This is a genomic window from Allorhizobium undicola ORS 992 = ATCC 700741, from assembly GCF_000621665.1.
Lineage (GTDB): Bacteria > Pseudomonadota > Alphaproteobacteria > Rhizobiales > Rhizobiaceae > Allorhizobium > Allorhizobium undicola.
This window is the reverse complement of record NZ_JHXQ01000001.1, coordinates 51,470-71,500: the sequence shown is the minus strand read 5'-3', so window position 1 is coordinate 71,500 and position 20,031 is coordinate 51,470. Positions and strand designations below refer to the sequence as shown.

The 20,031-nt window shown below is 61.2% G+C and carries 20 protein-coding genes; 11 read left to right on the top strand and 9 right to left on the bottom strand.

What is annotated here, in order from left to right; all coding sequences use genetic code 11:
* The first annotated feature begins 38 nt into the window (after positions 1-38).
* The 5 genes from T424_RS0100365 (at position 39) to T424_RS19845 (ending at position 4,899) form a co-directional block, all read left to right on the top strand.
* Complete coding sequence (locus tag T424_RS0100365) at positions 39-2,174, top strand: transglycosylase domain-containing protein (protein ID WP_027485953.1); 2,136 nt, start codon at positions 39-41, stop codon at positions 2,172-2,174.
* A gap of 104 nt (positions 2,175-2,278) precedes the next feature.
* Positions 2,279-2,869 carry a DUF1214 domain-containing protein gene (locus T424_RS0100360; RefSeq protein WP_027485952.1) on the top strand — a complete coding sequence of 197 codons (591 nt, stop codon included), beginning with the start codon at positions 2,279-2,281 and terminating at the stop codon, positions 2,867-2,869.
* The gene (locus T424_RS0100355; RefSeq protein ID WP_245269370.1) at positions 2,862-3,476 is read left to right on the top strand and encodes a DUF1254 domain-containing protein; all 615 of its coding nucleotides are present in this window, start codon (positions 2,862-2,864) and stop codon (positions 3,474-3,476) included. Before T424_RS0100360 ends, T424_RS0100355 begins: the two co-directional genes overlap by 8 nt.
* 183 nt (positions 3,477-3,659) lie before the next feature.
* Complete coding sequence (locus T424_RS19850; RefSeq protein WP_154664751.1) at positions 3,660-4,082, top strand: helix-turn-helix domain-containing protein; 423 nt, start codon at positions 3,660-3,662, stop codon at positions 4,080-4,082.
* Positions 4,075-4,899: a DUF6456 domain-containing protein gene (locus T424_RS19845; protein ID WP_037066199.1), complete on the top strand. Its 825-nt coding sequence runs from the start codon at positions 4,075-4,077 to the stop codon at positions 4,897-4,899. The genes T424_RS19850 and T424_RS19845 overlap by 8 nt, the downstream gene beginning before the upstream one ends.
* Before the next feature lie 546 nt (positions 4,900-5,445).
* On the opposite strand, the gene T424_RS0100340 is transcribed toward T424_RS19845, so the two are convergent.
* Positions 5,446-6,042 (bottom strand): hypothetical protein, encoded by a 597-nt coding sequence (locus tag T424_RS0100340; protein ID WP_037066196.1) that lies wholly within the window; start codon positions 6,040-6,042, stop codon positions 5,446-5,448.
* Positions 6,043-6,496: 454 nt separating this feature from the next.
* On the opposite strand from T424_RS0100340, the gene T424_RS0100335 reads away from it, so the two are divergent.
* Positions 6,497-7,654 (top strand): efflux RND transporter periplasmic adaptor subunit, encoded by a 1,158-nt coding sequence (locus T424_RS0100335; protein WP_154664768.1) that lies wholly within the window; start codon positions 6,497-6,499, stop codon positions 7,652-7,654.
* A 3-nt stretch (positions 7,655-7,657) separates the two neighbouring features.
* On the top strand, positions 7,658-9,613 hold the full coding sequence (locus T424_RS0100330) for a MacB family efflux pump subunit (protein ID WP_027485948.1): 1,956 nt from the start codon (positions 7,658-7,660) through the stop codon (positions 9,611-9,613).
* A gap of 162 nt (positions 9,614-9,775) precedes the next feature.
* On the opposite strand, the gene T424_RS0100320 is transcribed toward T424_RS0100330, so the two are convergent.
* Both T424_RS0100320 and T424_RS0100315 read right to left on the bottom strand, forming a co-directional pair.
* Positions 9,776-10,192: a SufE family protein gene (locus T424_RS0100320; RefSeq protein ID WP_027485947.1), complete on the bottom strand. Its 417-nt coding sequence runs from the start codon at positions 10,190-10,192 to the stop codon at positions 9,776-9,778.
* A gap of 186 nt (positions 10,193-10,378) precedes the next feature.
* The gene (locus tag T424_RS0100315) at positions 10,379-10,852 is read right to left on the bottom strand and encodes a DUF5330 domain-containing protein (RefSeq protein ID WP_027485946.1); all 474 of its coding nucleotides are present in this window, start codon (positions 10,850-10,852) and stop codon (positions 10,379-10,381) included.
* Positions 10,853-11,280: 428 nt separating this feature from the next.
* Here T424_RS0100315 and T424_RS0100310 point away from each other — a divergent pair, with 428 nt between their 5' ends.
* The 3 genes from T424_RS0100310 (at position 11,281) to T424_RS0100300 (ending at position 14,139) form a co-directional block, all read left to right on the top strand.
* Positions 11,281-12,849, top strand: a complete 1,569-nt coding sequence (locus T424_RS0100310) for a sensor histidine kinase (RefSeq protein ID WP_027485945.1) — start codon at positions 11,281-11,283, stop codon at positions 12,847-12,849.
* On the top strand, positions 12,821-13,708 hold the full coding sequence (locus tag T424_RS0100305; protein ID WP_027485944.1) for a peptidoglycan-binding domain-containing protein: 888 nt from the start codon (positions 12,821-12,823) through the stop codon (positions 13,706-13,708). Before T424_RS0100310 ends, T424_RS0100305 begins: the two co-directional genes overlap by 29 nt.
* 95 nt (positions 13,709-13,803) lie before the next feature.
* Positions 13,804-14,139: a DUF1491 family protein gene (locus T424_RS0100300; protein WP_027485943.1), complete on the top strand. Its 336-nt coding sequence runs from the start codon at positions 13,804-13,806 to the stop codon at positions 14,137-14,139.
* Positions 14,140-14,499: 360 nt separating this feature from the next.
* Here the strand turns inward: T424_RS0100300 and T424_RS19840 are convergent, their stop codons facing one another.
* Positions 14,500-15,549 carry a DUF2336 domain-containing protein gene (locus T424_RS19840; RefSeq protein ID WP_051558723.1) on the bottom strand — a complete coding sequence of 350 codons (1,050 nt, stop codon included), beginning with the start codon at positions 15,547-15,549 and terminating at the stop codon, positions 14,500-14,502.
* A gap of 446 nt (positions 15,550-15,995) precedes the next feature.
* On the opposite strand from T424_RS19840, the gene T424_RS0100285 reads away from it, so the two are divergent.
* Complete coding sequence (locus tag T424_RS0100285; RefSeq protein ID WP_027485942.1) at positions 15,996-16,190, top strand: hypothetical protein; 195 nt, start codon at positions 15,996-15,998, stop codon at positions 16,188-16,190.
* 135 nt (positions 16,191-16,325) lie between these two features.
* Here T424_RS0100285 and T424_RS0100280 read toward each other — a convergent pair whose 3' ends face one another.
* From T424_RS0100280 to T424_RS0100260, 5 genes are all read right to left on the bottom strand, one after another.
* Positions 16,326-16,760 carry a MucR family transcriptional regulator gene (locus T424_RS0100280; RefSeq protein ID WP_027485941.1) on the bottom strand — a complete coding sequence of 145 codons (435 nt, stop codon included), beginning with the start codon at positions 16,758-16,760 and terminating at the stop codon, positions 16,326-16,328.
* Between the two features lie 403 nt (positions 16,761-17,163).
* On the bottom strand, positions 17,164-17,532 hold the full coding sequence (gene mnhG / locus T424_RS19835) for a monovalent cation/H(+) antiporter subunit G (RefSeq protein ID WP_051558699.1): 369 nt from the start codon (positions 17,530-17,532) through the stop codon (positions 17,164-17,166).
* Positions 17,529-17,942 carry a cation:proton antiporter gene (locus T424_RS0100270; protein ID WP_027485940.1) on the bottom strand — a complete coding sequence of 138 codons (414 nt, stop codon included), beginning with the start codon at positions 17,940-17,942 and terminating at the stop codon, positions 17,529-17,531. Before T424_RS0100270 ends, mnhG begins: the two co-directional genes overlap by 4 nt.
* Positions 17,939-18,412 (bottom strand): Na+/H+ antiporter subunit E, encoded by a 474-nt coding sequence (locus tag T424_RS0100265; protein ID WP_027485939.1) that lies wholly within the window; start codon positions 18,410-18,412, stop codon positions 17,939-17,941. Before T424_RS0100265 ends, T424_RS0100270 begins: the two co-directional genes overlap by 4 nt.
* Positions 18,412-20,025, bottom strand: coding sequence for a Na+/H+ antiporter subunit D (locus tag T424_RS0100260; protein ID WP_027485938.1), 1,614 nt, complete (start codon positions 20,023-20,025; stop codon positions 18,412-18,414). Before T424_RS0100260 ends, T424_RS0100265 begins: the two co-directional genes overlap by 1 nt.
* Positions 20,026-20,031: the final 6 nt, after the last annotated feature.

Here is a 20,031-nt window from a genome sequence, read left to right as displayed (position 1 = left end):
TTGGCGTTTTGTGGCGGAAACGGTCGTGAGAACCGGCGATGAATGACAAGAAACCGCGGCGAAAGCGGCATATTTTTCTGAAGATCGATGCCTGGCTGGACTCCACCGTCTGGAATGCGGGCTTTCGCGCCGGTGAAATCTGGGAAGAGCTGACGATCTTCTTCCGGCGCTTTCGGATGCGCGGCTGGAAAAAGCTGGTATTCGAGGCCGCTGGCGAGGCCATGACGCTTGGCACGGCGGGGGCCGTGGTGCTTCTGGCGCTGGCAAAGCCCGCCTTTCAGGAAACGGAGAAGGACTGGCGCAATCGGGGCGATTTCGCCGTGACCTTTCTCGATCGTTACGGCAATGTCATCGGCCATCGCGGCATCATCCACGAAAATTCCGTTCCCTTCGAGGATCTGCCGGACAATCTGGTCAAGGCGGTTCTGGCGACCGAAGACCGGCGATTTTTCGACCATTACGGCATTGATTTCATTGGCCTTGCGCGCGCCCTCTCGGAAAACGCCCGCGCCGGCGGCGTGGTGCAGGGCGGCTCCACGCTGACACAGCAATTGGCCAAGAACCTGTTTCTCACCAATGAGCGGTCCATCGAGCGCAAGATCAAGGAGGCTTTTCTTTCGGTCTGGCTGGAAGCCAATCTGTCGAAAAAGGAAATCCTCTCGCTTTATCTCGACCGTGCCTATATGGGCGGCGGCACTTTCGGGGTGGCGGCGGCCTCGCAATTTTATTTCGGCAAGAGTGTGCGCGATGTAAACCTGGCGGAAGCGGCGATGCTGGCGGGGCTTTTCAAGGCGCCCGCCAAATATGCCCCGCATGTCAACCTGCCCGCCGCACGCGGCCGTGCCAATGAGGTGCTGAGCAATCTGGTGCAAAGCGGGCTGATGAGCGAGGGGCAGGTCATTGCGGCACGGCGCAATCCGGCCACCGTCGTTGACCGGGCAGAGCAGGAAGCACCGGATTTCTTCCTGGACTGGGCCTTTGACGAAGTGCAGCGCATTGCCGCACGCTTTCCCGAACATTCGCTGATCGTGCGCACCACGCTCGATCCCAGCATCCAGAAGGTTTCGGAACACGCGGTTGCCACCATGCTGCGCGACAATGGCGAGCAATATCGCGTCAAGCAGGCCGCCACCGTCACCATTGAAAACGGCGGGGCGGTGCGCGCCATGGTCGGCGGCCGCGATTATGGCGAAAGCCAGTTCAACCGCGCCACGCGCGGGCTGCGCCAGCCGGGCTCCTCCTTCAAGATCTACACCTATTCGGTGGCCATGGAAGCGGGGTTGAAGCCCGACACCATGGTGGTGGACGCGCCGATCAGCTGGGGCAACTGGAGCCCGAAAAACTACGGCAACAGCTATGCCGGGCGCATCACGCTGACAACGGCGCTGGCCAAGTCCATCAATACCATTCCGGTGCGGCTGGTGAAGGAAAGGCTTGGCATCGATTCCGTCATCCGCATGGCCAAGGCCATGGGCGTGGAAAGCCCGATCCGCAAGGATGTCACCATTCCGCTCGGCACCTCGGAAGTCACCGTGATGGATCAGGCCACGGCCTATGCCGTGCTTCCGGCCGGTGGCGTGCAATCGCGCCGCCATGGCATCGAGGACATTCTCGATTATCGCGGCCATGTGCTTTACAGTTTCAGCCGGGACGAGCCCGCGCCAAAGCGGGTGCTGAGCGAACAGGCCGCAGGCTACATGAACCAGATGCTGACCAAGGTTCCCTATATCGGCACGGGCCGCAAGGCGGCGCTGGAGGGCATTCTCACCGCCGGCAAGAGCGGCACCACCCAGGCCTATCGCGATGCCTGGTTCGTGGGCTTCACCGGCAATTTCACCACGGCGGTCTGGTTCGGCAATGACGATGATACCTCAAGCAATGAAATGACCGGCGGCTCCCTGCCCGCCATGACCTTCAAGCTCATCATGGATTATGCCCATCAGGGCATGGCGGTGCGCCCCATTCCCGGCGTGCTGGAGCCTGCCGTCATGACCGTGCAGGCAAAGCCTGCCCCCAGAACCGCCACGCCACAGGCTCAACAAACGCCAGCCGATCCCGTCTTTATCCGCCCGCGCAGCCTTTCAGCCTCCACCACGCAACTCATGCGCTCCCTCGCCGCCATGCTGCGCAACGCCCCACCCCTTACCGAAACGAAAAAGGCGGCATCGCTTTAGGTCGTGCGTGCGCATTCAGTGCTGCCCCCTTCCGGCTCCCGCCATTTCCATGCCATGCTTTTGCTGTTAGGCAGGAAGCATACGCAACAGGGTCGAATCAGCGCGTGTTCCGGGTTCCCATTCTTGTCGCCGTGGCGCTTCTGGTCGCCTTCGGGCTCGGCATCCAGTCCACGCTGGTGGCGCTGAATGCCACGGTGGGATTTGGCGAAATCAGCATTGGAAGCTGGCGGGCGTTTCCGCAGGCGCAGACGGCTGAGGCCGATCCTTATGCGCGCTCGCACCGGGCGCGCGCCGGACGCCTGCTGATGGGCTCTGCCGAAGGCCTGACCTTCATTGCCACCACCGACGATCGCGGCGAAGAGCTGACCACAGCCTGCCGCTACCGCATGGAGGGAAGCCTGCCGCCGGCGCGGTTCTGGACGCTTTATGCCGCCGATAGCGATGCCGCCGCGCTTGCCGTGGCAGAAGGCCTTCCCGGCGCGCTGAATTCGGTGATTGCGCAAAAACACCAATCCGGCGGCCTGACCGTGACTATTTCCGCCCGCGCCGAACCGGGCAACTGGCTGGCCCTGCCCGCTTCGCCCCGTGCTTTCATGCTGACGCTGACGCTTCTGGATACGCCTGCGGCAGGCAATTCCGGGTTGGTGGATGTATCCATGCCCAAACTGGCAAAAATCGGGTGCGGCGATGATTAGAGCCCGAAAATCCGGGAAAAAATCCGCATCCCTTCGCCCGCCCGTGCCGCGGGAAAAGCCGTTCTTCAACCTTGCCCTTGCCCTGCTTCTGGGACTTGTGGGGGCGGCGGTTCTCCACATCGTCATCATTCTGGCGCTGCCGCATTTTACCGGCAAGGATGCCTATGCCCGCATTACCCGCGAAGGCAGCGCGCACCGTTTCCACACGCTCGGCCTCACGGCGGACGCCGCAGGGCTGGCGCAGAACGACCCCTTTCTGCACACCGCCGTCTGCGCCTTCGATGTCTCGCTCAATCCGGTGCAACTGACAGCCCAGGGGGATGTGACCTTCTGGTCGGTTGGCGTGTTCGACGCAGCCGCCAACGAAGTCTACAGCATGAATGACGCAACCGCCGTGGAAGGCCGTCTCGATGTCATTCTCGGCACCGCCGCCCAGATCGCCGGGCTGCGCGCCAGCCAGCCGGAACTGGCAGGGCAGACCGTGCTCATGGAAATGCCGCAGGCCCGTGGCTATGCGGTGCTGCGCGCACTTGCCCCGCAGCAAAGCCAACTGCCCGCCGTTCAGGCCTTTCTGGCTGAGGCCGGATGCTCGCCCATTGCCAATTGAGCGGCCATGAGCCACAAAAAAGAGCGGCGGTGCAACGTGGCGTGGAAAATAATCCTTCCTTGGCATCCGTTTTTCCATTAATATGTAATTATTTCAGATTGATGGCGATTTTCGCCCCTTTCCGTTTTCCTCTTTCCCTTTGCTGGGGATTATGAATATAATCCTATATCGGGAGAAATCGACATGTGTGAAACGGAAAAGCCTATTCCTGAAATTGTGCCGGGCCTGGCGGACAGGCGCGCAATTGCCGCCGGCGATGGCGTGCTGCACCCCCGGCACACGGGCAAGCTGGAGGCCTTGTGCCAATGCGTTCTGGCAATCATCGAGGAAATGCTGGGCATGACCGAGGCCCAGGCCGAGGGGCGCGGCAGCCGCCGGCGTCGCTGCCATGCGCGGCAGATGGGCATGTATCTGTGCCATGTGGCTCTGGGAATCCCCCAGAGTGATGTGGCCCGCGCCCTTGGCTATGATCGCAGCACCGTAAGCTATGCCTGCCACGTGGTGGAGGATCGCCGGGAGGACCGGGCGATGGACCAGTTTCTCCAGCGTGTGGAGCGCGTGGTGGCAACCCTCAAGGGATTGTGTGCGGAGAAGGCCGATGGCTGATCATTGCACGGGAACCGCAGGGGCGGAGAAGGCGTTGCTGAGGCTGCTTGGGCTTTGTCGCAAGCCGAGGCAGATCAGAGAGGAAGATGGCATGGCTGACGTGATCGACGCAAAAGAGGACAGGTTGCTTGGGAAATTCGACGCAAGGCTGATTGGAAAGGCCGAGCGTGACGGGCTTTTGACCCGTATGAACGGCGAGCTGTTGGCCACGCCGCAGGCCGACGCCTTTGCCCGCCGCGCCGCAGCCCGCCGCGAAGACGCATTTGCCGCGCAGCATGGCGAGCGCGCCGAGGAAATCGTACGGACCGGAGCCGAACCGCAGAGTGTGCGCCGCAATCTCGACCATTCGCCACTGGCAAGTTTTTCGCGCCTGCGCGATGCCACGGGCAGCGCGTATTTCTCAGCCGATGCGCTGGCGGCAGGCGAACGGCTGGCCGAGGATTTCGAACGCGGCCACATGCAGCCGCGCATCACCGCCAGCTGGGAACCGCGTCTGGCGCAGAAGGTCAAGGGCCAGCGCCCCGCCGGACCCGACCTCAATGACAGCGCCCTTGCAGCCCGCAAGCGCGTGAGCCAGGCTCTGATGGCGCTTGGCCCGGAACTGGCCGGGGTGGCGCTGGATGTATGCTGCTTTGGCAAGGGGCTTGAAATCATCGAGCGGGAACGGCAATGGCCGGCACGCTCGGCAAAGCTCATGCTGCGCACGGCCCTTTTGTCGCTGCACCGCCATTACTGGCCGCAGGCCCGCAAGGCCGCCGTGCCGCTCCACTGGGGCGCGGAGGATTACCGCCCCGCCATGCCCGCCCCTCATGGGTGAGAAAGCCTGAGGCCAAGGCGAGGCTTCGCGACCGAATATGCGCTGAAGGCCGACCAGTTCCAAAGGAACCTGACCAGCCCGGCTTTCATGCCGCCTGTCGATCTGACTCCATCACAGTACACGACGCTGAAGAATGCGGCGTGGCCTACCCCCCTCTGCCTTGCCAGGCATCTCCCCCTCAAGGGTGGAGATTGCAATACGGACAAAGCGCCATTCTTCGATGAATAGTTGTGGTTACGGTCTTTTTCAGGAATTTAGGCAGGGCCTTGATCTTGCCGATCTCCCCACTTGAGGGGGAGATGTCCGGCAGGACAGAGGGGGGGTAAACCACACGCAAAACCGTAGCGTCGTGTCCTGTGCTGATTGAATCAGATCAGCACCCTGAAGCTTTCTTTTTGAAGCATGATCTTATCGATCCCCGCTTCGCTCCGGTCGGATCAGGCTTTAGAACGCCGGTCGATCTGACTTCATCAGATCGGCGCCCTAAAGCTTTCTTTTTGAAGCATGATCTTATCGATCCTCGCTTCGCTCCGGTCGGATCAGGCTTTAGAGCTGCTGCTCTTCGCCAAAGACGGAGTTTCCGTCCAGCATACCTTCCTCAAGCTGCGACAGCATGTTGTTCATGCTGTTGAGGAAGGAGAAACTGGAGGAGTCGTCGGAACTGGAAAACAGCGATTCCGCGCTCTCGTCGCTGCTGTCATCCGTCGAGCTGGTGGTCGAAGAGCTGGTCGTCGTCGTGGTCGAGGTGGAGGAAGTCTCGGTCTCTTCGCTATCTTCGGACGGCGGCGGGCCGGGCGGCGGACCGGAGGGGGGCTCGGAGGCGCTGACGCTGGAGGTTTCATCCTCGCTGCTGTCACTGTCGCTATCGGTATCCGTCGTGTCACCGGCACGGAACTGCGCAAGCCAGGCTTCAAAGCTGGCCGCCAGGTCCGAAGTCGTGCTGGTGCTGTCGGAACTGCTGGAATCGTCCTCGCTGTCGTCGCTGGTCAGGGCTTCCAGCACCGAGTCTTCCGATGTCGAGCTGGAGCTTGAAGAACTGTCGTCTTCCATCAATGACAGAAACTGCGAGCTGGCGTCGCTGGACGTTTTCGACTTGGTGGTGCTGTAGGAATAGGTGCTTGAACTGGTGCTGCTAACCTGCATCGGCCTGTCTCCATTGTGGCCCGGTTTGATCTGGAGCGGCATTCTCGCCCACCCGCGCACGGCGGCCCTCACCTCGGTAACGCAAGACTCAAAACATGGCGGCCTGTCCGAATAATTATTGTTTATAATAATTTACCTTGTGCGAAGCTGACCGTCCTTTTTCGTCGCACCTACACTCTCGAAAGCCATCTTATTGAAACAGAAGTATTTTTCAGAACAATCCCCACGATCTGAATGGGTTTTCGATAAAACGCCCCGGTTTTCTAGCCGCAACCTTTCCGAGATTTAATGCTTGGCATGATTGACTTTGCCGCTTTGAAATCCCTTATCGCCAGAAAAGATGGGCGGCCCGAAAGACAAGTGGCCCGAAAGACCAATTGAAGGACCTGACGTGAAACGGCCTGTGTTGATTCTGGTGTTTGTTCTGGTGCTTGGCGCTTGCGCGGCCCTTTACATGCTTTCCCATCGCTCCGGCGGCGCCGATACCGCCGATCTTTTGACCGCAACGGTTTCTCGCGGCGATGTGGAGGAAACGGTGCTGGCCACCGGCATATTCAAGCCCTCGCGGCTGGTGGCCGTCGGGGCGCAGGTTTCCGGGCGCATTACGGCCGTGCATGTCAAGGTGGGCGACACCATTCGCCAGGGCGCGCTGGTTGCCGAAATCGACAGCGTGACGCAGAGAAACAGTCTGCGCACCGCCCGCGCCTCGCTGGCGGATGTGAAGGCCCAGCGCGTGGAAGCACAGGCAACGCTGGTCAATGCCGAGCTGGCGCTGACGCGGCAGGCAAATCTCCGGGCCGGCAATTCAGGCACGCAAGCCGATCTGGAATCGGCCCAGGCCACCCGCGACAAGGCGCGCGCCGCCATCGACGCGCTGGACGCGCAGATTATCGAGGCGGAAGTGGCGGTGGAAACGGCGGAAGCCAATCTGGGCTATACCAGCATCACCGCCCCCATGGATGGCACGGTTCTGGCCGTGGTGAACCAGCAGGGCCAGACGGTCAACGCCACGCAGTCCGCGCCGACCATCGTCATTCTCGGCGATCTCGACCGGATGATCGTCAGGGCGGAAATTTCGGAAGCCGATGTGGTGCGCGTCAAGCCGGGTCAGGCGGTCTATTTCTCCATTGTCGGCGATCCGGGCAAGCGGCACGATACGACGCTGCAATCCATCGAGCCCGCGCCGGAATCCATCACCAGCGATTCGGCCGTGACCACCTCGTCCAGTTCCTCCAGCTCCTCCAGTTCGTCCAGTTCCTCCAGCTCTTCGGCCATTTATTATAATGGCGTGCTGGAGGTGGACAATGCCGACCGGCGTTTCCGCACCTATATGACGGCGGAAGTCCATATCGTGCTGGCCAGCGTGCAGAATGTGCTGACCATCCCGGCCTCTGCCCTTTCCGGCGCCGAAAAGAACGGCAAGGCCACGCTGAGGGTGCTGGACGCAGAAGGCAAGCTGACTGAGAAAGAGGTGGAGGTGGGCCTGAGCGACGGCGTGCGCGTGGAAATCCGCTCCGGCCTTGCCGAAGGCGACAAGGTGGTCATCGGCCAGGGTTCGGCCCGCGCCAGCGGCAGCGGACAGGCAGGCGGACCGCCGCCCATGGGGCTCTAGGCCATGGCACTCATAAACCTGAAGGGCGTTACCCGCATCTACCGCGCCGGTGAAGACGATGTGGCCGTGCTGAAGAATGTCGATCTGTCGATCGAGAAGGGCGAGATGGTGTCCATCGTCGGGCCTTCCGGTTCCGGAAAATCGACGCTGATGAATATTCTGGGCCTTCTCGACCGGCCAAGCCACGGCACCTACGAGATCGGCGGCAAGCGCACCGACCAGCTGGATTCCGATGCGCTTTCAGCGCTGCGGCGCGAGCATTTCGGCTTTATCTTCCAGCGCTACCATCTTTTGTCCGATCTATCGTCGGTGGGCAATGTGGAGATCCCGGCCATCTATGCCGGACTTTCGGCAGATGCCCGGCGCGAACGCGCCAGGGCGCTTTTGCAAAGGCTCGGCATGGGCGAGCGGTTGCGCAACCGCCCCGGCCAGCTTTCCGGCGGCCAGCAGCAGCGTGTTTCCATTGCACGCGCCCTCATCAATGGCGGAGACGTCATTCTCGCCGACGAGCCGACCGGCGCGCTGGACAAGAGCAGCGGCGAGGAAGTGCTGCGCATTCTCGACGAGCTGAATGCCGAAGGCCGCACGATCATCATCGTCACGCATGATCTGAATGTCGCCGCCCGCGCCGGACGCATCATCGAAATTGCCGATGGCGAGATTGTCGCCGACCGCGTCAATCCGCACGACAGCGCAAGGACCAAACCCGCCGCATCTCCGGCAGCCGCCATGCCCGCCGGTCGCCACCGTTTTCCCTGGGCCGACCGGCTGCGCGAAGCGGCGGTCATGGCCATGAAATCGCTGGCCTCGCACCGGCTCCGGACTTTTCTGACCATGCTGGGCATCGTCATCGGCATAGCGTCGGTGGTCTGCGTGGTGGCGCTTGGGCAGGGCACGCAAGAAAAGGTGCTGTCCAACATCAATAATCTCGGCACCAATACGCTGGAAATCTTCCCCGGCAAGAGCTTCGGCGATGTGCGCTCCGGCCGCATCACCACGCTGAAAGTGGCCGATGCGGAAGCCATGAGCAGGCTTTCCTATGTTGCGGCGGTCACGCCCACCGTTTCCACCTCCGGCACGGTGCGCTATGGCGCAACGGTGGCCAATGTGCTGGTGAACGGCGTGGGCGAGCAATATTTCGCCGCCAAGGGCTCCAAACTGCTGGCCGGGCGGCTGTTCGATCGCGCAAGCGTCGATACGCTCAGCCAGGATGCCGTGATCGACCAGAATACCGCCAAGACGCTGTTTGGCGAAAAGCCACAGGATGCCTTGGGCAAGACGGTGTTTCTCGTTTCCGTGCCCGTGCGGGTCGTGGGGGTGATTTCCACCCAGCAGGGCGGATTTGGCGCAAGCTCCAACCTTTCGGCCTATCTGCCCTATACCAGCGTGCAATCACGCTTTCTGGGCAGCATGTCGCTACGCTCCATCACCGTGCGCGTGGCCGACAGCGTCGATACCAGCGTGGCCCAGGAGGCCGTCACGGCCTTTCTCACCAAGCGGCACGGGGAAAAGGACTTCTTCATTCTCAACACCGACGACATTCGCCAGACCATTCTCGCCACCACCCAGACGCTGACCCTGCTGGTGGCGGCCATCGCGGTGATTTCGCTGGTGGTCGGCGGCATTGGCGTCATGAATATCATGCTGGTATCGGTCTCCGAACGGGTCGGTGAAATCGGCGTGCGCATGGCCGTGGGCGCAAGGCGGCAGGATATTCTCCAGCAATTTCTGATCGAAGCCGTGCTCGTCTGCCTGCTCGGCGGTACGCTCGGCATCGGTCTGGCGCTTGGTTTCGGCTATGTGTTTTCGCTGGCGCAGTCGGATTTCCGGCTCATCTATTCCACAACGTCGATGGTGGCGGCTTTCACCTGCTCCTGCCTCATCGGCCTCGTCTTCGGCTTCATGCCCGCCCGCAACGCCTCAAGGCTTGATCCGGTCGCAGCGCTCAGCAAGGATTGACCAGGAACCGGTGGTTGGGCAATGACCGGCCATCGGCGCCACTTTTCCTGAAATGATTTTTTATCCGCATTTCCGGGCGGAAAACCGGTGCCCACTTTTCCTGAAATGCTTTTTTCTTCGCATTTCCGGGCGGAAAACCGGTGCCCACTTTTCCTGAAATGCTTATGCCCCGTGGGCCTTCGCCTCTGCGCGAATGCGCTCCACCATGGAGCGAAGACCGTTGGCGCGCTGCGAGGAGAGATGCTCCATCAGGCCAAGCTTGCCGAACAGTTCCAGCGCATCGAGAGCGGCCACCTCGGAGGCGGGCTTGCCGGAATAGGCCGCCAGCACGATCGCCACGAGACCGCGCACGATATGCGCATCGGAATCACCCTCGAAGGTCAGCACCGGGTCCTGCCCCTCGCCCGCATGGGTCACAAGCCACACCTGGCTTGCGCAGCCGCGCACCTTGTTTTCGGCGCTGCGCTTATCCTCGGCCAGTTCCGGCAGCGCCTTGCCAAGCTCGATCACATAGCGGTAGCGATCTTCCCAATCGTCGAGAAAGGCAAAATCTTCCATGATCCGGTCAATGGAGGTCATGCGGGTCTGAGGCTCCGTGGGTTTTGATGATGGTGTGGATATAGAGCGCATCCCGAAAAGTGTGAAGCGGTTTTCGGACAAGATGCGCGGCTAAAAGCCTCGCATCCCGAAAAGTGTGAAGCGGTTTTCGGACAAGATGCGCGGCCAAAAGCCTCGCATCCCGAAAAGTGTGAAGCGGTTTTCGGCTCAGCCCGCGGGCTTTGGCTTGGGCTTGGGGATGGAGATGACCATGGGGCCGGAGGCGGTGGAGCCGGTCAGCAGCGCATCGGAGGTTTCCTGCTGCGTCAGGCCCTGTTGCGCAATGCCGTGCGGGGCTGCGGCGTCTTCACGGGGATGGCGGGCGGCGGCGGGAGGCGTGGCGATGGGGGCGGGTGCCTCGCCCTCGCCGAACTGACGGTTAAGAAACTGATAAGCGACCAGCGCACCTTCCCGCGCCCGCACACCGATGGCGTGGAGGGTCTGGCTGCCCTTTTCGCAGACATCGGGCTTTTCCTCGCACAGGCCGCGGGCGTAATCATAGGCGCCGGTGACGGCAACGATCGCATTTGCCATGTCGAAAGAGGGCGTTGCGGCGGAATTTTCGCCCTCGGGGCTGCCCATATAGGACAGGACCACCAGCACCAGCGTAAACCAGAACGTGCCCTTGATCAGAAACCACATGCGGTGTCATCCGTCTCGATTCGCAACAGGCCCCTGCCCGTTGCCGCCGGCCAAGCAGCCGATCCGAAGTGGCACTCTAGCCGTGCCGGTCAAATATCGATTTGAAATGTTAGGCGGCATTTTCGTCGAAATTAAATCAAATTCTAAGGAATTACGGCTGACCCATCATATTATAGTCGAATTCGAGCGACCCGGTTAAGGATAATTGCGGCAGCCACCCCGCAGTTCAAGGCTTTGAGACCCCAAGCGCCGTCACAATGGTTAACGTCTGGAAGAATATCACGCAAAATCCGTCGCTTACGCGCCGTTAACCATGTTTTTGAAAGTTGACTTGCCTTGTCTCGAATTGGCGCATCACAACCATTTTCGGGGGCTTTGCGGGCTTTTGCTTTATCCTTTCCTTAAGGCGCACCCCCCTATGGTTGGCCATGCAAAGAGGACCGCTTCGCGGAAGACATGGCGTGAAGGTATTGAGCAAAATCGCTGATCGGGCAGATGCCCTGCTGGCCCCCGCCGCCCGTCTGATGCTGACGGTGCTGGGCGCGTCCGCGCATCCTGCCGAAGGTGAGCTGCGCGTCGTGAAGGCGACGCTTTCGGCAGCCCTTCCCGCCTTGCTGCTACTCCCAATTGCAATGACCGCCTTCATGAGCCCTGCCCTTGCCCTGCCGCTGGGCGTGGCGCTGGTGGGTGGGCTGGCCTTGCTGGCCATGATGGCGGGCCTTTCGCTCATGCGTCTGCTGGAGCCCGCAACGGTGGAGATGCCGGCGGCTATAGACCGGAGCTGGCTTCTTCCCGGCCTTGTCGTGCAGCTCGATACGCATGGCCGCGTGGTTTCGCTGGGCGGGCGCGATAGCGGGCTGTTCATGCCTTTCCTGCGCGAACCGGCAGGCCGCCCCTTCATCGAGCAGGTGCATGTTACCGACCGGATCGACTTCGGACGCGCGCTGGATGAACTGCGTCAGGGCCATCAGCACACCCGGCTGGCGCTGCGCCTTGGCCGGCCGCAGGCCGATGCCGCCGATCGCACCCTGTTGCATGTGGAGCTGGACATCAGCGCGGAGCGGGATGGCGATGGCGCTTTGACCGGCTTTTTCGCACAGATGCTGGACCGCAGCCGCGAGCAGGAACTGGCCGAAACGCTGGCCCGGCTTGAAGTGCAGGTGCAGGACGCGCATGAGGCGAAATCCCGTTTTCTGGCGGCGGTCAGCCATGAATTGCGCACGCCGCTCAATGCCATTCTCGGCTTTTCCGACATTCTCGGCAGCGATCTCTTTGGCCGGATGGAAAATGAACGCCACCGCGAATATGTGCGCCTGATCCGCCAGTCCGGCGGGCATCTTCTCTCTGTGGTCAACACCATGCTGGACATGTGCCGCATCGAGGCAGGCCGCTACGAGCTGATCGTCGAGGCCTTTCCGCTGGCGCAAACCGTGCTGGATTGCGAAAAGATGCTGAGCCTTCAGGCGCGTGAAAAAGGCGTGGCGCTGACCAACCGCCTGCCGCGGGAGCTGGGCGAGATTACCGCCGATCCGCGCGCGCTCAGCCAGATCCTCATCAATCTTGTTGGCAACGCCATTAAATTCACCGAAGCGGGTGGCGTTGTCACCATAGATGCGGCACGATCGGGCCGTGACGTGACGATTTCTGTCAGCGATACCGGCATTGGTATTGCCGCCGACAAGATTGGCCAGCTTGGCCAACCCTTTACGCAGGCAGATGGCGGCCATTCCCGCCGGCATGAGGGTGTCGGTCTTGGCCTGTCGCTGGTCAAGGGGCTGGTGGCGCTGCATGGCGGCCGCTTCACGCTTGAAAGCCGGCAGGGCGAAGGCACTGTTGCAACCATTATTCTGCCGCTGGACGGTTCCGGCGCAAATCGTGTGGAAAATCTGGAAGATCACCGCCGCATCGAATTTCCGCCACGCTTGCAGGTCAATCTGCCTGAGGCGCAGGTGGAACTGGAAGGGTTGAATGACGACGCGAAAGCGAAAATCGCCTGAAAGGAAGCCCGCCCGCAAGGCGCCGGGACTTCTTGTTCTGGCCGGTTCCGCGCTTGGCGGAATTGTTCGGCGCTACCCGCTGACCGTGGGTGGCGCTTCTGCTTTTCTGATCGTCTTCGGTTTCGTCTCCGCCAATGCCTTCTGGTATCAGCCGGGCCAACACCCCTCGCCCTTTCTGCGCACCCGCGATCCGCATAATTTCACCGCTCTCCTCGGCCTGAACCGCGCCCATATGACTCGGCCCGACCCGAACGACGTGACCACCTTCCGCATCCAGCGCGAAACCGCCGCCAGCGCGCCGGAAGATGAGGTGGCCGCCGCCATTGCAGCAGGCAATAGCACAGCCACGCCACAGCCAGTGCACGCCTCTGCGCCAGTGCCGGATGCCGCATCCCTTGCCGCAGCAACCGTCCCGAAGACGCAAGCCCCCGGCCAGCAGACCGCCCATATAACACCGGCGGCTGTCACCCCGGCGGAACGGCCCCTGCCCGCCACGGCCGATGAAAAACCCATTGACCCGGTGGCAGCCGCCATTCGCAGCGCCGAACGCAATCTCGTCACCGCGCCGCAACCGGCCAGGCTTTCCACCCAGAAAACCAAAGCCTCTTCACCCTCTCCTGCCGCCCCGGCCCCGCCTGCCGCCATTGCCGCCAGCGGCGCCATGGGCCAGACGGGCCTTGTCATGGATATTCAGCGCGGTCTGGTGAACATTGCCTATGCCAATGTCAACGTCGATGGCGTGGCAGGCGACCAGACCCGCGCCGCCATTCGCCATTTCCAGCGGCATTACCGCATGGCCGAAACCGGAGAGCCGGATGCCGCGGTTCTGGCCAAGCTCAAATCCATCGGCGCACTTTGACCCCACCGTCCAGCGGACAAGAGCCGTTGTTTTTCGAAGTTGCGAATGCAAAACACCATCCACATTTTCAGGAAAATCCCCTTACCGGAGGTTTGATGCGGCTTCGCAGCGATATGTTTGTCTCGGCCCTGATGCGCCGGGTTTTTGGCGAAGGCGGCTTTGCGGCCATCGAGCGGCGCGGGATGGAAGAAGCCGGGGCGATCTTCATTCGTCAGCGCTTTCGCGACGGGCTGGAAACGCTGTATGGCCCCGCCCCGCAGAGCCTTGTGGATGACGAGGGCGCGGCAAGCCGCCGCTTTGAATTGCGGCTGGACCGTGCCGAGCCGCAGGCTTTGGAAGCCCTGATGGAGCGGGAAGTCCGTTTCGATCCGGATCTCTGGCTGGTGGAAATCGAGACCGACCGGCTGGACGACCTGCTGACGCTGGTTTGATCTAGAGCATTTTCAGGAAAAGTGGAAGCCGGTTTTCCGCCTGAAAATGCGTAAAAACAAATAGTTAGAGCGGTTCAATGTTTCCGTGCACAGTATACGACGCTGAGGAGTTTGGCGTGGCCCACCCCCCTCTGCCTTGCCAGGCATCTCCCCCTCAAGGGCAGGGCTATTGCAATACGGACAAAGCGCCATTCTTCAAAGACTATTTGTGATGACGACCTTTCTCAAGAACGTAGGCAGGGCCTTGATCTTGCCGATCTCCCCCCTTGAGGGGGAGATGTCCGGCAGGACAGAGGGGGGTAAACCACACGCTAAACCGTAGCGTCCTGTCCTGTGGTTTCCGTGAAACAATGAACCGCTCTAGCGCTTGCCGGAAGACCTGGTTTTTTCCGCAGCGCTGCCTCTTGCGGAGGTAAGGGCTTCGCTGTTTCCGGTTTCATAGGTATAGGCATCGGCGCGCAGCCAGGCTTCCAGCCGGGCCTCGCAATCACCGCCATTCATCGACGCCAGCAGGCGGGCAATGCCGGGCTCGCCATTTTCCATCTGCGCCAGATCCGGGAAAAAGCCGGTGAGAATAAAGATGATGTCGGCAATATCCATGGCAAGGCCCATCAGGGCCGTGGCCAGTTGCCGCCCGGACATATCCAGCATGATGCGCTCCACCAGCCAACGGCTGGAGGTGAGCGCATCGGCAAGCGTGGTGGCGAAATGATCCGCCTCACGGGCACGGGCAAACCGCACAAGAAGCGCTGCCTGCGTCTCGCTCAACGCCCTGGCCCCCAGACGATCGTGATCGGGACGGTTGAGGTGACGGTCCAGCGCCTTGATGGTCTGGCGCAACCGCTCCTCGCGCTCACGGCTCAGCCGGGCGCCATCATCCGGCGCGGGCGCGGGTGCCGCCGCGGCGGTCTGCGGCTGCGGCCTCGACTTTGCCTGCCCTTGGGCGGAGCGGCGCGGCAATGCCGGACGATCCGGCAGATCGGTCATGTCCAGCGCCACACCCTCGGACAGCGCCGTATCGGCTGGCTGCTGCCGGTTTGCGAACTCAGCTCCAACGGGCATGGCATAGCGCAAGCCCACCAGCGCATCGATAACCGTAGCGGAAAGGTTTTCCCGCTGCATGATGGCATGGGCATGATCCCGACCCTGACTGCGGGCAATGGTAATCAAAAGCTCATCGGAAAGGCAGGGAGAGGACACCAGAAATGGCGCGGCAACCGCCAGCGGCTGGCTGGCGATGAATAGCGCCACCGGCACCGGCACATGGCGCGATTGCGAAAGTGCTGCCACCGCCTCTCGCCGGGCCTCCTGCGTGGAGGCCTGAAACAGCGGCTGGAACAGCAGGGAAAACTGCTTCAGATCGGTTTTTGCCGGATGATCCAGGCTTTCGAAACTTGAAACGGTCGCCATCAGGACAACATCCTTTTTCCGGCCGACTCTTGGATTTTCCAGCGCTCGAAATTGATGGTCCACGACATTTCCGTCCCACTCCATGTTCTGCCCGATCCCGGAAGGGGCCTTGCCGAACACGCTTGAAAAACAGGGCGTTGGGGCATGGGGCACCTTTTGGTACAGGCACGGAATGCATCAACGCGGTACATATTCTTCAAGATAACCGAAAATCGTTAGCAGGCTGTTAACCATGGATAGTGTTTAATAAGAACAATCTGATGAAATAAACTATCATTGGATGCAATCCCGACGCAGCAAACCTTTGGCTGCAATGGAAGCAACCGTGAGAAAGACGCAAATGCCCGCCGGCCACGCAACAAACCCCGGCGGATCGCGTTAGCCCCCACAAGGGGTAGGGTGAAATCCTTTGCTTCATCCGTCTCGGACACATTCTGGAGAGGCGCATGGCTGACATTGTAAGGATCATGGACCGTCTGGGGCAACGCTCCGGCAAAACCAGCAGTTTCGAAGGCCAAAAGAAAAGCGACGAGGCCCGCATCCTGCTTTTCACCGGCGTTCGCTATATTCGCGAAGAGCCGCGGCTGATCGGCGCGCCGGCACTGACGGGAAAATATACCCCGGAATATCATCCGTCCTGAGAAAATCCGGCGAACCCTTGCATTCGCCAGGCAAACCGTGCCGTTTTGACAGGCCTGCCGGAAAGCTGCCGTCAGAAACAAGAAAGCCGGGCATTCGCCCGGCCTTTCTGAAAACGCGCCTTGCGGCTTATTGTATCACTTGCCACCGCGACGGCGGCGCTGGCCAAGACCCATTTCCTTTGCCAGCCGCGAACGGGCTTCGGCATAGGCCGGGGCAACCATGGGATAATCGGCGGGCAGGTCCCACTTTTCGCGATATTCTTCCGGGCCGAGATTGTGATGGGTCATCAGGTGGCGCTTCAGCGACTTGAAGGATCCGCCGCATTCCAGGCAGATGATCTGTTCGCCCTGAATGGATTTGCGCACGGCCACGGCCGGCTTCTGCTTTTCCGCGACCGGGGCGGAAACAATCGGCGCGGACGTATTGGCAAGCGCTGAATGGACGTCGGAAATGAGATGGGGAATGTCCCCGATCGGCACAACATGATTGCTGACATAGGCGGCGACAATATCCGCCGTGAGTTCCACGAGAAGATCCTGCTCAACCGCTGCGAATGTCGTTTCGTTCATTTCATTCTCCTGTTTGTCTGCCTGCTGCCGGTCAATCGCCATCCACCGTCAACATTGGAGGCCGGATAAAGGCCTCTTGGAAATCCCCCGCGCCATATGACCGAATGCATGTCCAGGCAGGTGTTTTACTTGCCGCGCCGGAACAAAACTGCCAGAGGCCACGCCAAGCGCACTTTTGCGAGCGCTAAATCGCAACCGCCGAGCCATTTTCAAGGTGCTGCACAGGCCTGGATCAGCCTCATGGATACTGCTTCGATGCGTTCGGAACAACTTTTTACATGAATTACTCAGGCAGCAACAAATGTCCAGCAACAATTTATTTGCAATGCGCACGAGGAAAAATGCCATGGCGGGCAAAATATGAATATGATTCTGCTCCCGGATACTTCATCGTGACATTCATTCACGGTTTATTAACTGTATCCTTCTTTTGCCCCTCGGCGGATGCCTGCATTTCATCGAGAACCGAGGCTGCCGCCAGAGGATAGCCAACGGCATGGGCAGCGCGTGCAAGCAGATGCGCAGACAGTGGAGCGGTGAGGAAAAAGAAGAAAATCCCGGCCAATGCCTTGGCAAAAACCGGTAATTCACCCGAATTTATGCCCAGAGCCAGCAGTAAAAGCCCTGATCCTACTGTTCCAGCCTTGGACGCGGCGTGCATTCGCGTAAACAGATCCGGCAATCTGTTGATGCCGATGGCGGCGACCAGCGCGAAGAAAGACCCGGCCAAAATCAGCACAGACGTTAAGATTGCGATGGCCAATTGCATCACTCCGTCTCCTTTCGGGACAAGTCGCGCCATTTGCCGGGCCGCTTCTGCCGCTTTTCCTGCCTGATCTTTTCCACAGCTAATTGTGCCCGTGAAGCGGCCAGCGCGGGTTCTGTTTCGGGACTTTCGCCAATCACCCCGCGTATCAGAATGAAACGGGCAAAAGCCACGGTCGTCAGAAATCCCACCAGCCCAAGCGATATGGCAATGTCGATATAGAGCGTATAGCCGGAGCGGATGACGAACACCGCGATAAAGCCCAGCACGATGCCCACCAGCATGTCCAGCGCCAGCACCCGGTCCGGCAGGGTCGGCCCGCGCATGACGCGGTAGACGGTGGCCAGAAAGGCCAGCGCCAGAAGCACAAGGCCGATATTGGCCGCGCCCTGCACAAGGCTTTGTTCCAGGCTCATGCAAAGGTCTCCCTGATCTTGCGCTCGAAACCTTCGGCAATCTCGCGCCGTGTGGCATCCGGGTCGGAGCAATCCAGTGCGTGAATATAGAGGGTCTTGCGGTCGTCCGAGACATCGACCGACAGCGTGCCGGGGGTGAGCGTGATGAGATTGGCCAGAAGCGCGATCTCGAAATCGCGCGTCACCGTCAGCCGATAGGCCAGGATTCCGGGCCGGATGGCAAGCCTTGGCGACAGGACCAGCGCCGTGACCCGGAAGGCGGATTTCATCAATTCCCATAAAAACAGGCCAAGCAGCGAAAACAACCGTCTGGCCCGCGTCAGATAGGTGACGCCGCCGACCTGTTCGCGCAGCACCCCCACCACCAGCAGCGATAGCAGGAAGCCGAACAGAAGGTTATGCACCGTGGCGCTGCCGCTGAGGGCAACCCAGACAAAGGCCAGCAGCAGATTGACCAGCAACAGCCCCATCAGCGCTCCCCCTGCGGAAAAACCGAGCCGATATAGGCGGCAGGATCGATCAGCCCCGCCGCCGCCGTCTGGGTGAGGCCGATCAGGCTTTCCGGGAACAGCCCGAACCACACAACCGGCAGCGTCAGCATCAGCACCGGCACCATGGCCCCGCGCGAGGGGCGGAAAATGCGCTCGCCCTGCGGACCGTGGCCGGCATCTGCATCTGCCCCCGCGTCTGCGGATGAAATTTCACCCTCGCCGCGCCAATAGGCCAGCAGAAACACCCGCGCAAGCGCGATGGTGGTGACAAAGCCGGATGCGAGAATGGCCGCCGCCAGCCACCATGCGCCAATATCGAGCGCCGCCTTCAGCAGCATGACCTTGGGCCAGAAGCCGGAAAAGGGCGGCAGGCCGCTGGCGGCCAGAAAAAGAATGAGCGAGACCAGCGCGAAAGCAGGCGCTTTCTTGTAAAGCCCGGCAAGGCTGGTGAGCTGGAAGCTGCCGCCAAGCCGCCCCGCCTGACCGATGACGAGATAGAGCGCTGCCATTAACAGGATGGAGTGGAGGGCATAAAACAGTGCAGCGCCCAGCCCCTGTTCCGCCCCGATGGCAATGCCCGCCAGCACAGAACCAATGCCGGAAATGACGATGAAGCCCAGAAGGCGGCGAAGATCGGTTTGCGCAAGCGCCCCCAGCGCGCCCAGAACCATGGTGGCTGCGGCCATGGCGGCCAGAAGCAGGCTCAGCTCCTCCCGCTCCAGCGGCATGAGCATGACGACGACGCGAATGAGGCTATAGGCCCCGACCTTGGTCAAGAGCGCGGCAAACAGGGCCGATACCACGATGCGCGGCGTGTGATAGGAGGCAGGCAACCAGAAATTCACCGGAAAGGCCGCCGCCTTCATGCAGAAGGCCAGCGTGAACAGCGTGGCCAGCGTCAGCACCGGCGCGGTTTCGGCCGCGCCGTTCAGCTTGATGGCAAGGTCTGCCATGTTGAGCGTGCCGAACACGCCATAGAGAAAGCCCACCGTGATGAGAAACAGCGTGGTGGCGATGAGGTTCAGCACCGCATATTTCAGCGCGCCATCGATCTGCTCGCGCTCCGACCCCAGAATGAGCATTCCGAAAGAGGAGATGAGCAGCACCTCGAACCAGACATAAAGGTTGAACACATCGCCGGTGAGGAAGGCGCCCGATGCTGCCCCCATCATCACCAGCAGAAAGGGATAGAAGCCATAGCGCCGCCCGGATGTGTTGATGTCGTCCAGCCCGTAAATACCGCAGGCAAGCCCCACCAGCGAGGCGGCCAGCGCGAAACTTGCCCCGGTGAGATCGGCGGTGAAGGCAATGCCGAAGGGCGGCTTCCAGCTGCCCATCATCACCGTGATCGGGCCGCCCGCCTGAACATGCACGAGAAGCGCCAGATGCAGGAAGGCCATCAGCCCCAGGAGCGGCAGGGCAATGGCGGGGTGGCGGGCCGGGTGGCGGCGCTGCATCATCAGCACCGCGCCGCCGCCAAGGCCAAGCGCCACCGGCAGCACGGGAAGCCAGGCGGCAAGCCCCGCCCCGCCCGCCACATGGGCCTGCGCGAGGAGTTGGGAAAAAGCGGCATCGGAAACGGGTGCGGCCATGCTGTC